This window comes from Paenibacillus sp. PL91 (assembly GCF_012935325.2).
GTDB lineage: Bacteria > Bacillota > Bacilli > Paenibacillales > Paenibacillaceae > Pristimantibacillus.
Genome location: NZ_JABBYG020000018.1, coordinates 57816 through 71903, shown reverse-complemented (window position 1 = coordinate 71903; position 14088 = coordinate 57816). Strand labels below are relative to the sequence as shown.

The window sequence follows — 14088 nt, the reverse complement described above, 5'->3', positions numbered from 1 at the left end:
TGGTTGTCAGTCCTCTACCGTAGCCGTAAGCTCGTTATTTAAAGGAGGAATGAAAAAGATGGAAACTACTCATTTGCATTTGCCCAGAAGTCAGCCGGAAGCACAAGGAATTCCCTCCGCAGCTGTGATTGCATTTTTAAACGCTGTACAGGAACGTCAATTGGAACTGCATAGTCTTATGCTGCTCAGACACGGCCAGGTGGTCGCAGAGGGCTGGTGGACGCCATATGCGTCAACTGTTCCTCATATGCTGTTCTCTCTAAGCAAAAGCTTCACCTCAACCGCCATCGGTCTCGCCGCTTCGGAAGGGAGGCTGTCGTTGGACGATGCGGTCATATCGTATTTTCCAGAGGATGTCCCGGGTGAAATAGAACCGAATTTAGCGCTTATGCGCATTCGCCATTTGCTGATGATGGGAACGGGCCATGCTGAGGACACAACGAGTAGAATGACCCAGAGCGAGGATGGGAATTGGGCAAAAGCGTTTCTCCAAGCATCTGTCCAGCATGTGCCTGGCACTCATTTTGTCTACAACAGTGGAGCTACCTATATGCTTTCAGCAATCCTGCAAAAGGTGACCGGTCAAAACCTGCTTGAATATTTACAGCCGCGTTTGTTTGATCCGCTTGATATTGTAGGAATGACGTGGGAATCTTGTCCCCTTGGGATTCATGTTGGTGGCTGGGGTTTAAACGTCACCACAGAGGATATCGCCAAGTTTGGCCAGCTTTATTTGCAAAAAGGCGTGTGGAATGGACAGCGCCTCTTGCATGAGGAGTGGGTCGATGAAGCAACGTCCAAGCAAATATCTAACGGAGACGGCGGAACCAGCGACTGGGCCCAAGGCTATGGCTACCAGTTCTGGCAGTGCCGGCATGGATTGTACCGCGGTGATGGCGCATTCGGTCAATTCTGTATCGTGATGCCGGAGCAGGATGCGGTATTGGCTATGACGAGCGGCACGAACGATCTACAGGGTGTCATGGACGCTGTGTGGGATCATTTGCTCCCGGCGATGGAACCTTCGCTGCTTTCGCCTGATCAGGATTCACAAGCGAAGCTTGCGGAAAGGTTAGAGGGACTGGCCCTTGAAATACCTCGCCTGCAGCCGAATTCGCCCTTGGAGGCAACGATCACTGGCAACAAATATTTGCTTGAAGACAATGCTCAGCATTGGAAAAGCATTTCTCTATCCTTTGAAGACGATCAAGCAGTAGTCGTCCTGAGGAAGCGGGAAGATGAAAACAAGATTAACGTTGGTCGGGGAGATTGGGCGGAAGGAACCTCTCGTCTGCTTCAGGATGAGGATAAACGAACGTTATCCAGCTTTACCTGGGCTGAGGATACGCTTCAACTGACGATGAGGTATGTCGAAACGCCTTTTGCCTTTACAATCCTGATGCAGTTTGAAGAAGATAAAGTCATTTTGAATGTCAAATCAAATGTTTTATCCGATCTGCCTGAAATACAAGGCCGGATAATGGCCGATCTTTAATAACAGAACCAGTCCCATTAAAGCCGCATATCCTGCGGCTTTTTTTGTTTTATGAGGCAACGCACTTGTCATATGTTGTCGAAATGAACGTTCATTCATTCCCGATGACAACTGATTTTGATAGCGGAAAAAAGGCTTGATCCGATTGGTTAATTATGGTGTAATGATCACAAACGTACGTTCTTTTTTTGTTAGGAGGTTTATATGGATATACATAATAACCATTTATTAGAGAGGCTTCAAGAGCGTATGAGCCACTTTTGTGTGCCAGGAGCTGGATTAACGATTTTTCAAGAAAACCAGCTTGAATGCTCATTGAGCCTTGGGCTTGAAGAGGCAGGGAAGCCTCTGAAAGTGAATGCAGACAGTATATTTCACGCATGCTCCATGAGTAAAATGGTCACTTCTATCGGAATCCTTAAACTAGTCCAGGAGGGTCTTTTAGATTTACAAGAAGATGCGAACGTTTATTTGAAATCATGGAAAATTCCTGAAAATCCATATACGATTGCTAAGAAAGTAACGATAAGCAGCTTGCTCGCCCATCAGTCAGGTTTCGTTGAATCGGAGGGTAGTTTTGACATTTGCCAGAAGCAGTCTCCGTTTCCCGCCCCGAAGGATTTACTATTGGGGAATACTACATATCTTTCAGAATCTGCAGAAGTTAAATATGTGCCTGACAGTGAATTTCACTACGCCGATACAGGCTTTACAATCTTAGAGCTTATCATCGAGGATGTAATGGGTGAGTCTTTCATCTCAGCCATTGACAAGTTAGTATTTGCTCCTTTAGGATTACATCAAACATTTTTTTGGAATGGTCTTTCAAAACCACGCATTGCTGAGGCAGCCGGATTAACTGCTGGACATAATAAGCATGGGAATGTGGTAGACGGAACGAGAGCACATTATCCGAATTTGTCAGGTGCTGGCTTGTGGACAACCCCATCCGAGATGGCTTTAATAGCAATCGAAGTCATTAAAGCTTGGGGAGGTGACCATGCCTCACTTTTATCGCCAGCGTTAGCCCAAAAGATGCTCACCGGCTATGGCTGCGCCCAATATGTTGGATTAGGGGTATTTCTATCCCAAGCCAACGGTGAACCATCCATGCTCTCCAAAGGTTGGGGTATCGGCTATCAGTGCATGCTTGTGGCCTATCCGCGTTTAAAATGCGGAATCGTCGTGATGACAAATAGTGAGCCGGGGAAGCCGCAAGAGGAGGCTTTAATCGGCGAAATGATTCGAAGTGTTTCTCAAGTATATAAATGGCCAGCATTATAAATTATGCAGACAAGCTTCTACCTTTACACGGAGTGAGGCAAAAACAGAAAAATTGGAGGCATTACAATGAGTCAACGCTATCGGATTACACGAGCATTTCAGGAATCGGCACATTTGGCGCAAACCATATCTTTGGAAGAGTGTAAACAATATTTTATGTCCAAGCCTGAATTCACTTATACTCCGGTATTTACAGTGACAGGCTCTACCAGCATGTCCATTGAGGGGGAATTTTTCATGTGGAGCTGCGGCGATACAAAGATTCCTTTCAGGCATTATCAAGGAGATATTTATGTATCCGGCACCAATGAGGCGGTGATCCCTAAGATGATTGAGGTAGCGAGCGAATTAAAGGCAGATGTGTCAGAAGGTTAATTAACTTTGTCGATATTTGCAACTGAAATGAGTACTATCGAAGGGGGGAGCAATGCCGTATGTTGGAGTTGTCGATTGATGAATCGGAGCGGTTAAGAAAAGTGGCGCACGCGCTTGCCTCGGATGTCCGTATTAATATTTTAAAGCTGTTGAATTTCAAGCAGGAAAATATCGTTGATATCGCTGAAAAGTTAGACCTGCCTGTATCGACTGTCGCTTCCAACATCCGAGTGCTGGAAAACGCAGGCATAATCGTGACAGAAGTGCTGCCTGCTTCCAGAGGGACGATGAAGGTTTGCTCAAGAACGTTTGACGATATACATATGCAATTGAATGTAAACGCTGGTTACAACAATCAGGCGAGCGTCTACCAAATTGATATGCCGGTCGGCTGCTACACGGATTGTGAAATAAACCCGACCTGCGGCTTAATTACGGAAACCGGAATTGTACAGCCGGTGGACGAGCCATCCCATTTTTATCATCCGAGCAGAATTTCAGCACAATTGCTCTGGTTTAGCCGAGGATATGTTGATTATAAATTTCCTCCGTTGTCGGAGACGAACGCAGAAATTAAATCGATACAATTTTCGATGGAGCTATGCTCCGAAGCGCCAGATTACGATCACAATTGGCCGTCGGATATTACGATATGGATCAATGGTATCGAAATCGGAACATGGACTTGTCCTGGTGATTTCGGCGACAGGAGGGGAAAGCTGAACCCGCATTGGATACCCGATAACCATACGCAGTACGGGCTGCTTAAAACATGGAAGGTAGACCACGCGGGGAGCTTCCTTGATGACGTAGAAATTTCCAAAGTGAAGCTGAACGAGCTCAATTTGAGCAACAATAGGTTTATCAGTTTACGAATCGGAATCAAGCAGAATGCGGTGCATATCGGAGGCATCAATATATTCGGCAAGCAGTTCGGCGATTATAACCAAGATATCATTATGCGGATTATCTACCAATCGGATACGTAAAACGAATGGTTTCACAATCATAACATTCCAGCGAATGATGTAAAAAAATATAGAATCGGCGATTATTTTGTCTATAAAAATGCGTGAAAAAAAGTGCCATATTCGACAAATATACGGGCGGTCCTAGATAGGACGGCCTATTTCTTTTGTCATATCTTTCAAGCTCAAAGGACGGGCTCCGCCATTCATTACAACAATTCGGTAACAATCAAAAAAAAGAGAAAAAACTGTTGACGGATCGTTTTTTCTCTTATAGAGTGTAAATCAACGTTAGGGTTAACGTTAATGCTGCAAAATAATAAGAGGGAAAGGAGCGATGATTTATCCATTTTCCGAAGAACAATGTAAGCATAAACATTCGTTTCTTATTATTTATTCGAGGGGGATTTCTATGAAAAGTACCAGACTGTATACAGTTGTACTAGGGATGCTGCTTGTTGTGTCATTAATGTTAAGCGCTTGTTCGTCAGGCAATGGAGGCAATAGTGGAAATAGCGGCAATGGGGGCAATAACGGAAATACGGAAGCCACAAATGAAAGCGCTTCAAATACGCCGGATGCTGCTCCGGCCGAGAAAGTAACTATTACCTACTGGAACATGTTCGGCGGTGGAGACGGCGTAATCATGAACAGCCTCGTGAAGAAATTTAACGATGAACATAAAGGACAAATTGAAGTTAAGGCATTGACGCAAGATTGGGGCCAATTTTATACGAAGCTGCAAACCGCTGTTTCCGGCGGAAACGCACCTGATCTTGCGATATCCCATACGTCCAAATTAAGCGAGCTAGTGGATCTTAAAATTATCGAGCCATTGAATCCTTATATCGAATCGATGGGCATTGATTTAAGCGGATTCAATGAAAACATGGTGAACGCAACGATGTTTGACGAACAGCAATACGCATTGCCGCTTGATGCTCATCCGCTCATCCTGTATTACAACAAAAAAATTCTTCGTGAATTGAATTTGCTGGACGAAAGTGACAAACCGATCATCGAGCCTGGCCCCGATGGATTTAAAAACTTCCTGCAAAAAATCAAAGACGGTGCTCCAAAAGGCATTGCGAATATGCTGCTCGCCTCCACAGGCGAGGATCCGTACCGGATATGGTGGGCGCTTTATAACCAGCTTGGCGGAGAGGGCATGTTCGATGAATCCGGCCAAAAAGTGACACTAAATAATCCGCAGGGCAAGCAGGCTGCAGAATATATCAGCGGTTTGTTCGAGAGCGGCTTGATCCAGAGAAACATGCCCAAAATCGGCGAGACGTTCCAAGCAGGCAAAGGTGCCCTTTTGCCAACAGGCGTATGGTTTACCAGCACGTTGGAAGCGACTAAAGGGCTGGAGTTTGGGGCCATACCATTCCCGCAAATCTATGACAAGCCTGCTACATGGATAGATTCGCACAACTTCATCCTGCCGATCCAGAAGAAAGGGCAAGACGAGAATAAAGTAAGGGCATCGATGACATTTGCCAAATGGGTGACAGACAATGCTGCCGAGTGGTCCAAGGCCGGACATATTCCGCCATCCACAACTGCTGTAGAGTCGGAAGCATTCAAAAGCTTGCCTTATCGCCAAGATTATCTGCAAGCAGGCAACGATGGCGTATACTTGCCGAGATCTCCGAAAATGTGGCCGGCGAAAGACCAGCTCGTCCAAGCGCTTGACACGATTTGGTCCGGCAAAGCACCTGTCGATAAAGGTTTGGATACAGCCGTACAAAGCATGGAAAAACTTCTGAACCGATAAAACATGCACGTGCAGCGGCGTTATGGTGACGTAACGCCGTTGCATGATTGGAGGTGAAACATGAACCCGGTAACGATGACGGATCCGAATTTGGCGGATATGTCTATAGGCAAGCGAAAAAGGAAGCTGTTTAACGAATTGCTCGCAACCGGATTCCTTGCTCCCTATTTCTTTTTCTTTATTCTCTTCTCGATCATTCCGATTTTTTACGGACTGTTCGTCAGCTTTCATGATTGGACCTTGATTGGCAAGGAAGGGTTTGTCGGCATTCAAAATTACATTTATGCGCTCAAGGATTCGGATTTTTGGGCGTCCTTATGGCATACGACCTATTTTGCCTTAATCTCAACGCCATTTATGATCTTAACGCCTTTCCTGCTTGCTTTGATTCTCGATTCGAAAGTGAAAGGCAGAACGTTTCTGCGTACCATATTTTTTATGCCTAATATTTTATCGGTAGCGGTCGTCAGCTTTATCTGGATATTCGTCCTTGCCCCATATTCCGGTTTGCTAAATACGGTGCTGCATAACTTAGGCATACTCAGCCCGGAAACGGAAATTTTTTGGCTGAACGAGCCGCATTTTGCCTGGATTTCCATCGTCATGATTACGCTTTGGTGGACACAGGGCTTCAACATGATCGTCATGCTCGCAGGGCTGCAGGATATTCCCGTTGATCATTACGAGGCGGCTACACTCGATGGGGCAAATGCGTGGCAAAGGCTAAAGTTTATTACTTTGCCTGCGATGCGCGGATTGATCGTTCTCATCACCGTGCTGCAGGTTATCGCATCCTTTAAAGTTTTCGGCCAGGTATGGCTCGTCACGCGCGGCGGACCCGGCAACGAAACCCGAACGATGATTCAATATATCTATGAAACGGGCTTTACCGCCAACGATCTCGGATTATCGTCTGCGATGTCATTTATTTTCTTTGTTTTTCTAATTGTGCTCTCATTCATCCAGTTTAAAGTTTTCGGCAAAAAAACGGATTAAGGGGAAGAAGAGATGAACGAATTCGCTGGATCCAAAAAGTGGACTTTTCCGAAAATAATGCTGTACATTGCAGCTTACGGATTGGCAATCATCTTTATTGTTCCGATTCTCTACATGCTATTCACTTCACTAAAGCCGCCAGGAACCGCTATGGGGGAGATGATCGACCGCTTTTTGCCCCCATTTTCGTTTGAGAACTATGCTTATATTCTCGAGAATGCGCCGGTTATCAAGTGGACGATGAACAGCTTGACGATCGCCGTTATCGTTCCGATACTCAGCCTGATCATGGCTTCCTTGGCCGCGTTTGCACTTTCTAGAATCGATTTCAGCTATAAAAAGCTAGCCTTCTGGCTTATTCTCAGCGGCATGATGATTCCAGGAGAAGCGACAATCGTTTCCTTGTATATGGTGGCTAACAGCTTGAACATTCTTGATTCTTATGCTGCGCTTATTCTCCCGGGCCTTGCAGGACCGCTCGGCGTGCTGATCATAAAGCAATTTTTTGATGGGATGCCCAATGAGCTGGTTGAGGCTGCCAAAATGGACGGCTGCAGTCTGTTCCGAGTGTGGTGGAATATTTTTATTCCGTTATCCAAGCCGGTGTTGTCTACATTGATGATCTTTTCCTTCCTTGGCACATGGAACGATTTTTTATGGCCGTTTCTGGCGATCCAATCGGAAGATTTGTTTACGCTGCCGATCGGCATTCCGTTCTTTATGAGCTCCTATAATCAGGACGAAACCTTGCCCATGACGGTAAACGCGTACGCTTCGGTCCCGATCATCATTATCTTTATCATTTTCCAAAAGTATATTGTAAAAGGCGTTACCTTATCTGGAATTAAAGGTTGATTGTAATCATGAAAATAAGATTAAAAGATATCGCGGCAAAAACCGGCTACAGCATCAACACGGTGTCCAGAGCATTAAAAGGGAAAGGCGACCTGACGGAAGCTACGAGACAATTCATCCTGCATACGGCTAAAGAAATGGGATATATCCCAAATGGCATTGCCAGAGGGCTGCGTTCCGGCTCAATGAAAACGATTGCGGTTATTCTAAGCGATCTCTCCAACCCTTTTTTCTCTATCATGGCAAACTTTATCGAAGTGGATGCAAGGAAGAAGGACTATGCCATCTTTGTGCTAAACAGCGGCGAGAAACAGGAAATGGAAGAGCAGGCGATCTATCTGGCCATCAACAAAGGGGTGGACGGCATCATTCTGTTCCCGGTTCAAGGCAGTACCGGAAGCGTAGGGATTTTGAAGAACGCCAACATCCCATTCGTTTTGGTCGGTAGGCATTTCGAGAATGAGCAGACCGACTATCTCATAACCGATGATGTCCGGGGAGGCTACTTGGCGACCGAATACTTGTTAAGCAAAGGGGCGAAGCGGATTTTGTTTTTATGCGGTCCCAGCTCTCTTTCTTGCTCGCGTGAAAGGGAGGAAGGCTATAAGCAAGCACTCGCCGCTTCCGGCATAGCATTTGATTCTTCATTAGTCGTCTATCATGAAGTTACGATGGGCAATACGTATGCGTATATGAAGGATTTCGTGCAAAGCAGAGATGATTATACAGGCATTTTCGCATTCAGCGATCTGATCGCATTGGAAGCGATTTATGCCATACAGGAAGCGGGTTTCCGTGTACCAGAGGATATTAAAGTCGTTGGCTACGATAATATCCAGTCCCAGCTGTTTTATCCCTTCCCGCTTACAACGATCAATATTGCCAAGGAGAAGATGGCGGGGCGCGCAGTTGAAATCATCCTGAACAAAATCAAAGGTGAAGCGGAGAAAGAATTTTATCAGGAAGTTTTTGATACGGTCTTAATCGAACGCAAAAGCTGCTGAGCAGTTTCACTAGCAATCATAATCTTATTTAAAGGAGAACAAAAACAATGTCACAACATTTCAGGCCCCCTGCAGTACCGCTAGTAACGGTTGATCCGTATTTCAGCGTATGGTCTACTGCCGATTGCCTTACTGACCAACATCCTACTCATTGGACCAACAAACGCAGCAGCATGACCGGATTGATAAGAATTGACGGCCAGACGCGCCGGTTTATGGGGATGACGGAGCTTGCCGAGGGAAGCGATTGCTCGGAACCGGATGCCCTCAAACAGACGAACCTGGAAGTGACAGCGACGTCCAGCAAATACCGGTTTGAAGGGGATGGCATTCGGCTGGAGGTCGATTTCACCACGCCGCTGCTGCTTGACGATCTGGAACTATTATCGCGGCCGGCTTCATACGTTACGTTCCGTATTCAATCCATTGACGGCAAATCGCATGAAGCGAAAATTTATTTGGACGTTACCGGCGAATGGTGCGTCAATACGCCGGATCAGAAAATTGTCTGGTCCCGCAAAGCGATTGGCGACGGAATCGAGGCGCTGCGCATGGGCAGCGAGCAGCAGCCGGTGCTGCAGCGTGTTGGCGATGACGTGCGGATTGACTGGGGATTTATGTACCTGGCCGCTTCCAAATCCGCATCTACAAGTACAGCGATTCAGTCTTATCGGCTGCGCAACCATTTTATCGAATCGGGTAATGTAAGCTTGCCGGATGACGAGCGTATGCCGCGAGCTGTGGAAGACGATACGCCGGTAATGGCTGTGCAATTCGATTTTGGCGCTGTAAATGAGACAGTGCAATCAGAGTATGCGGTGCTGGCTTACGACGACATCCATTCTATCGAATATTTTAACCAACCGCTTAATGCGTATTGGCGAAGGAACGGTATTTCATTCGAGGATATGATTGCCGCAGCTTTCTCGCAATACGATGAAATCATCGGAAAATGCGAAGCGTTTGACCGGGAATTGCGGCAGGAGAGCGAGAATGCGGGCGGATTGCAATATGCGGATATACTGTCGCTCGCTTATAGGCAGGCGATCTCGGCGCACAAGCTGGTCGTCGATGAGAACGCCGAGATTCTGTTTTTGTCCAAGGAATGCTTTAGCAACGGCTGTATTGGCACAGTGGACGTCAGCTATCCGTCGATTCCGCTGTTTTTGCGGTACAACTCCGAGCTTGTTAAAGGAATGATGCGTCCGATTTTTCGGTATGCAGCCAGCGAACAATGGCCGTATGATTTTGCCCCTCACGATGTGGGCTGTTACCCGGTAGCTAACGGTCAAGTATACGGAGAGAACAAGCTCGAATACCAAATGCCGATCGAGGAATGCGGCAATATGCTCATTATGGCGGCAGCCGTTTGTTTATCTGAACAGAACGCGGGCTTTGCAGAGAAGCACTGGGAGCTGCTTACGAAATGGGCGAACTATTTGATAGAAAACGGTCTCGATCCGAATAACCAGCTGTGTACGGACGATTTTGCCGGTCATCTAGCCCATAATGCGAACCTTTCAGTTAAAGCGATCATCGGTATCGGAGCGTATGCCATTTTGTGCAGAATGCTTGGGAAAACGGAAGAAATGTCGCGTTATTCCGATACGGCCAAAGAAATGGCAACGCAGTGGATCGCGATGGATGAGGCAGGCGACCATTATAAATTGACATTCGACAGCTCGGAAGATACATGGAGTATGAAATACAATCTCGTATGGGACAATCTTTTTGGACTGGGCTTGTTCCCGGGCGATGTGCTGGCGAAAGAAATTCCTTATTATTTGGCCAAACAAAACCGGTACGGCACGCCGCTGGACAGCCGAAACACGTATACGAAGTCGGATTGGCTAGTGTGGTGTGCATCAATGGCGCCATCGAAGGAGGATTTTGCGAAAATGATTGCGCCGCTGTGGGATTCGCTGCATGAATCGCCAAGCCGTGTTCCCCTCACCGATTGGTACGATACGGTCACGGGTAAGCAAATAGGCTTTCAAAACCGAACAGTTGTTGGCGGATTTTATATACAGCTGTTATCTCCGTTTTAACGTGGCATTACGGTGTTGAGTGTATCTATATTACGGAAGCAGGAGCTTGCCAAAAGGCAGCTCCTCTTTGTTATGTCTAGCTTACAATTGAGCTTTGGTCGTTTGGCTGCTTAGTTTAATAAGAAACGCAACCATAAGCAGATATGAAGCGTCTGTTTTTTATATAGCAATAGGATGGATAAAGGGTTAGGATTGGATAATATGCTTTATTATTCCACCGAAATTGTGGCTTTAACAGTGATTTATAGGGAGGAAGCTTATGAACGTATATACTAACTGCCGCTTGTTTATATTTGCTGTTGTCGCAGCTCTGCTTTTACTCTCGGGTTGTGGTGGCCCGAGTAAAGAAGACGTTATGAAGGAATTAGTACCTTCTGGTGAAGCAAAGTCAAGAACGTAATGTGAAGTGGGATAAGGCTCTTGGATTGAAGGAGTTTCCCATGTATTTGATCATCGATGCTGATGGTATCGTGCTTGAAACCCCATTTTTGAGCCAAGTACAAGATTTTTTAACACAAGAATTGGTGCGAAACTGATGGAACGGATGGAATCGAGAGGGGGGAGACAAATAATGACGGCTAGCAAAAATAAAGCATTTGGTATCGTGATGTTCGTAAGTTTGCTTGCGTTGCTTTCATCAGGCTGTTCTTCATTATTTGAAGCTGAAACGCTTGAAACTGAAAAAAATAATGGAAGCGCAGTAATTACACAGACATCAGTTGAGTTGTTTAAAGGCGATGGTGCAAAGTTTCAGCCTTTTTTAGGTCCTATGTCCGGAGCTTTTAAATTGAGCTATGAAGGAAATAAACCAAACGCAATAATGGATATTGATATATGGCAAAATGGCAAGAAAGTAGCTTCAGCTGGCTCTATCGGTGATTTGTTCTTCCATTCGGATGCAAAGATGAGTCGCGAAGTCGAAGTTATCATATCAATTGATACATTTTTCATCGAAGGACAGGATACATTTAACACGATTAAAGTCAGTACAAAAAATGACTCCGGATCATCGACTGCTACCTTTACCATTCCATGGGATAAAAAGTTAACCGCAAGAGGATTAATCTATCATAGTGAACCCCGTACTTTTACTGCCGATGAACCTGTTTATCTTTGGGGAATGCAAGCAACGAGCAACAATGTAATAAGCGCAGCAGATCTCTCGCCAGAGTCGCTAAGCGGACTTGAACGGGCACTCATCTTTACTTTGCGATTTGAAGATTAGCGACTGAGAAGCAGCGGCAGCCAAGGACATGATTTCGTGTCCGAAGCTGCCGCTGCTTTTTCTGAAATTAAATGGTCGCTTTGCGCAGCAGAAGGTAAGACGCCGCCGCGAATATGACGATTAATGGAAGCATCCAAAGCGTATAGTCCACAGCAGATTGTTCACCCATCCATTTAAAGATGGAAGGATACCAATCCAAATAATTTGCCAGAAATCCTAAAACGGTAGACACCAGCAGCATAACGCCTGAAATGATAAACATGCCATTACGGCCAGTACGCTTGTGTGTTGCAGCAATCAAAATCCCCGAATAATGCATGAATAATAAGAGGACCAGTGGCACCGTTAATTGATTGATGAGAGGACCGTCGCTGAGATAAGGCACATGAAAGTAATTCAAATCACTTCCCCAATCGTTCGTCCAACCTTCCGTGAGACCGAGAAGAAACAGTAGAATGGTGGATCCTATGCTTGTCAAAATAATGATGGCCGAGGTTCCCAGAAAGTAATCCGTTCTACTTACACTCATGCCAAGGGCGAATGGAAAGGTTTGTGCCAGCGTAATAATTCCTGCTATAAACATATAAATGTAGATGGAGGCAACACCACCGGTTTGGAGAGGCTCTTCAACAAGATAGCTGATAAGAAGATTGATTAAGAAGCTTGAAAGCATGACTAGCCAAGGGACGATAAACCACGACCATTTATCCCTGCTGTGCATTTTCACGACGCTTACGACTCGGTTCATTAGACTTCAACCGCCTTTCTATGCGTTTTGCCATTCGTCAGATAAATAATTAATTGCTGGAGGGATACGGGAGCAAGCTCAAGTCCCAATGCTTCCGCCTGCTTGCGTTCACGGGCATCCCAACGGCCCATTACGGTTGCCGTTACCAAGTTGCCGAAAGGCTCGCGATGGATGACCTCCTTGCCTGCCGTGAAGGATTCAACAGCAGCTTTAGGTCCCGCCAAAGTAAACGCCCGGCCGCGAAGCGCCTCTGCTTCCTCATCTATGATCAAGGTCCCATTATCAATGACCAATACATGCTCAAGGATGCGGCTTACTTCATCGATGAGATGCGTGGACAAAATAACCGTTCGCGGATGCAGTGAATAATCTTCAATCAGACGATCATAAAACAAGCTGCGGGCGACCGCATCCAGACCCAAGTAGGGCTCGTCAAAAATCGTGAGCGGCGCACGGCTAGCAAGGCCGACAATAATTCCGACAGAGGAGAGCATGCCTCTGGAAAGCTTCTTCATTCTCCGTTTCAATGGAAGCCTAAAATCCTCAGCCAGTGAGAGCGCATAGTCTTGATCCCAGTTGGGAAAGAAAGAAGCAGATATATTCAGTACATCGATAATGCGATAAACATCAGGGTATTTTTGGCTTTCCTTAATAAAACAGACCTGGCTGAGTACACGGTTATTCTCGTAAGGGGCTTCACCGAATACTTTAAGCTCACCGCTTGTAGCGAATAGCTGGGCAGTGATCATATGCATGATCGTCGTCTTGCCAGCCCCGTTCCTGCCCAGCAGTCCATAGATTTTCTCCTTATCCAAGGAGAAGCTTACATTATTAACTGCTATAACATCCCCATAAGACTTCACCAGTTGGTTCAACTCGACTATTTTACCCATTACACATTCTCCCCTCTTCGGATCATATCCGTTAACTGTTCGGCCGAGATGCCGAGTTTCTTCGCTTCCCGGACCATCGTTACCACATACTCTTCAAAAAATTGCTCTTTCCGCTTCTCAATCACTTTCGCACGAGCCCCCTCTGCCACAAACATGCCAATCCCCCGCTTCTTATACAAAATTCCTTCGTCAACAAGCATATTCACGCCTTTCGCCGCAGTTGCCGGATTTATCTTGTAAAAGGCGGCAAACTGGTTGGTCGATAGTACCTGAGATTCCTCGGACAGTACACCTTCAATAATCTCATCTTCAATCTGCTCTGCAATTTGAATAAATATCGGACGGCTGTCGTCCATCATAATGTTCATTCGTTTATCACCACCAAACTGGTTAACTACTCATGTAACTAACTATATAACC

Annotated in this window: 13 protein-coding genes; 10 read left to right on the top strand and 3 right to left on the bottom strand. The window is 45.9% G+C overall.

The annotated features are described in order from the left end of the window. The first annotated feature begins 58 nt into the window (after positions 1-58). The 10 genes from HI950_RS28355 to HI950_RS28310 all read left to right on the top strand — a co-directional run bounded on the left by HI950_RS28355 (position 59) and on the right by HI950_RS28310 (position 12027). Complete coding sequence (locus HI950_RS28355; protein ID WP_169088822.1) at positions 59-1495, top strand: serine hydrolase domain-containing protein; 1437 nt, start codon at positions 59-61, stop codon at positions 1493-1495. Between the two features lie 204 nt (positions 1496-1699). Next, on the top strand, positions 1700-2779 hold the full coding sequence (locus HI950_RS28350; RefSeq protein WP_169088824.1) for a serine hydrolase domain-containing protein: 1080 nt from the start codon (positions 1700-1702) through the stop codon (positions 2777-2779). A 66-nt stretch (positions 2780-2845) separates the two neighbouring features. Continuing rightward, entirely contained in the window at positions 2846-3154 is a 309-nt protein-coding gene (locus tag HI950_RS28345; protein WP_169088826.1) for a hypothetical protein, read from the top strand. A gap of 59 nt (positions 3155-3213) precedes the next feature. Then, positions 3214-4143, top strand: a complete 930-nt coding sequence (locus tag HI950_RS28340; RefSeq protein ID WP_169088828.1) for an ArsR/SmtB family transcription factor — start codon at positions 3214-3216, stop codon at positions 4141-4143. Between the two features lie 391 nt (positions 4144-4534). Further along, positions 4535-5899 carry an ABC transporter substrate-binding protein gene (locus HI950_RS28335; protein WP_169088830.1) on the top strand — a complete coding sequence of 455 codons (1365 nt, stop codon included), beginning with the start codon at positions 4535-4537 and terminating at the stop codon, positions 5897-5899. Positions 5900-5959: 60 nt separating this feature from the next. Continuing rightward, positions 5960-6895: a carbohydrate ABC transporter permease gene (locus HI950_RS28330; RefSeq protein WP_169088833.1), complete on the top strand. Its 936-nt coding sequence runs from the start codon at positions 5960-5962 to the stop codon at positions 6893-6895. Between the two features lie 12 nt (positions 6896-6907). Beyond that, positions 6908-7750: a carbohydrate ABC transporter permease gene (locus HI950_RS28325; protein WP_169088835.1), complete on the top strand. Its 843-nt coding sequence runs from the start codon at positions 6908-6910 to the stop codon at positions 7748-7750. 8 nt (positions 7751-7758) lie between these two features. Then, positions 7759-8754, top strand: a complete 996-nt coding sequence (locus tag HI950_RS28320; RefSeq protein WP_169088837.1) for a LacI family DNA-binding transcriptional regulator — start codon at positions 7759-7761, stop codon at positions 8752-8754. A gap of 47 nt (positions 8755-8801) precedes the next feature. Next, the gene (locus tag HI950_RS28315) at positions 8802-10802 is read left to right on the top strand and encodes a glutaminase family protein (protein WP_169088839.1); all 2001 of its coding nucleotides are present in this window, start codon (positions 8802-8804) and stop codon (positions 10800-10802) included. A 571-nt stretch (positions 10803-11373) separates the two neighbouring features. Beyond that, a complete protein-coding gene (locus HI950_RS28310) occupies positions 11374-12027 on the top strand; it encodes a hypothetical protein (RefSeq protein WP_169088841.1) in 654 nt (217 codons plus the stop codon). 67 nt (positions 12028-12094) lie between these two features. Here the strand turns inward: HI950_RS28310 and HI950_RS28305 are convergent, their stop codons facing one another. The 3 genes from HI950_RS28305 to HI950_RS28295 are packed head-to-tail and all read right to left on the bottom strand — an operon-like array spanning position 12095 to position 14036. Then, positions 12095-12775: a hypothetical protein gene (locus HI950_RS28305; RefSeq protein WP_169088843.1), complete on the bottom strand. Its 681-nt coding sequence runs from the start codon at positions 12773-12775 to the stop codon at positions 12095-12097. Beyond that, a complete protein-coding gene (locus tag HI950_RS28300; protein ID WP_169088845.1) occupies positions 12775-13668 on the bottom strand; it encodes an ABC transporter ATP-binding protein in 894 nt (297 codons plus the stop codon). The genes HI950_RS28305 and HI950_RS28300 overlap by 1 nt, the downstream gene beginning before the upstream one ends. Further along, entirely contained in the window at positions 13668-14036 is a 369-nt protein-coding gene (locus HI950_RS28295; RefSeq protein WP_169088847.1) for a GntR family transcriptional regulator, read from the bottom strand. The genes HI950_RS28300 and HI950_RS28295 overlap by 1 nt, the downstream gene beginning before the upstream one ends. Between the last annotated feature and the right edge of the window lie 52 nt (positions 14037-14088).

Coding starts and splice junctions, on each gene's coding strand:
- HI950_RS28350 (WP_169088824.1), top strand. CDS start 1,700: ATGGATATACATAATAACCATTTATTAGAGAGGCTTCAAGAGCGTATG.
- HI950_RS28345 (WP_169088826.1), top strand. CDS start 2,846: ATGAGTCAACGCTATCGGATTACACGAGCATTTCAGGAATCGGCACAT.
- HI950_RS28340 (WP_169088828.1), top strand. CDS start 3,214: ATGTTGGAGTTGTCGATTGATGAATCGGAGCGGTTAAGAAAAGTGGCG.
- HI950_RS28335 (WP_169088830.1), top strand. CDS start 4,535: ATGAAAAGTACCAGACTGTATACAGTTGTACTAGGGATGCTGCTTGTT.
- HI950_RS28315 (WP_169088839.1), top strand. CDS start 8,802: ATGTCACAACATTTCAGGCCCCCTGCAGTACCGCTAGTAACGGTTGAT.
- HI950_RS28320 (WP_169088837.1), top strand. CDS start 7,759: ATGAAAATAAGATTAAAAGATATCGCGGCAAAAACCGGCTACAGCATC.
- HI950_RS28300 (WP_169088845.1), bottom strand. CDS start 13,668: ATGGGTAAAATAGTCGAGTTGAACCAACTGGTGAAGTCTTATGGGGAT.
- HI950_RS28310 (WP_169088841.1), top strand. CDS start 11,374: ATGACGGCTAGCAAAAATAAAGCATTTGGTATCGTGATGTTCGTAAGT.
- HI950_RS28295 (WP_169088847.1), bottom strand. CDS start 14,036: ATGAACATTATGATGGACGACAGCCGTCCGATATTTATTCAAATTGCA.
- HI950_RS28355 (WP_169088822.1), top strand. CDS start 59: ATGGAAACTACTCATTTGCATTTGCCCAGAAGTCAGCCGGAAGCACAA.
- HI950_RS28330 (WP_169088833.1), top strand. CDS start 5,960: ATGAACCCGGTAACGATGACGGATCCGAATTTGGCGGATATGTCTATA.
- HI950_RS28305 (WP_169088843.1), bottom strand. CDS start 12,775: ATGAACCGAGTCGTAAGCGTCGTGAAAATGCACAGCAGGGATAAATGG.
- HI950_RS28325 (WP_169088835.1), top strand. CDS start 6,908: ATGAACGAATTCGCTGGATCCAAAAAGTGGACTTTTCCGAAAATAATG.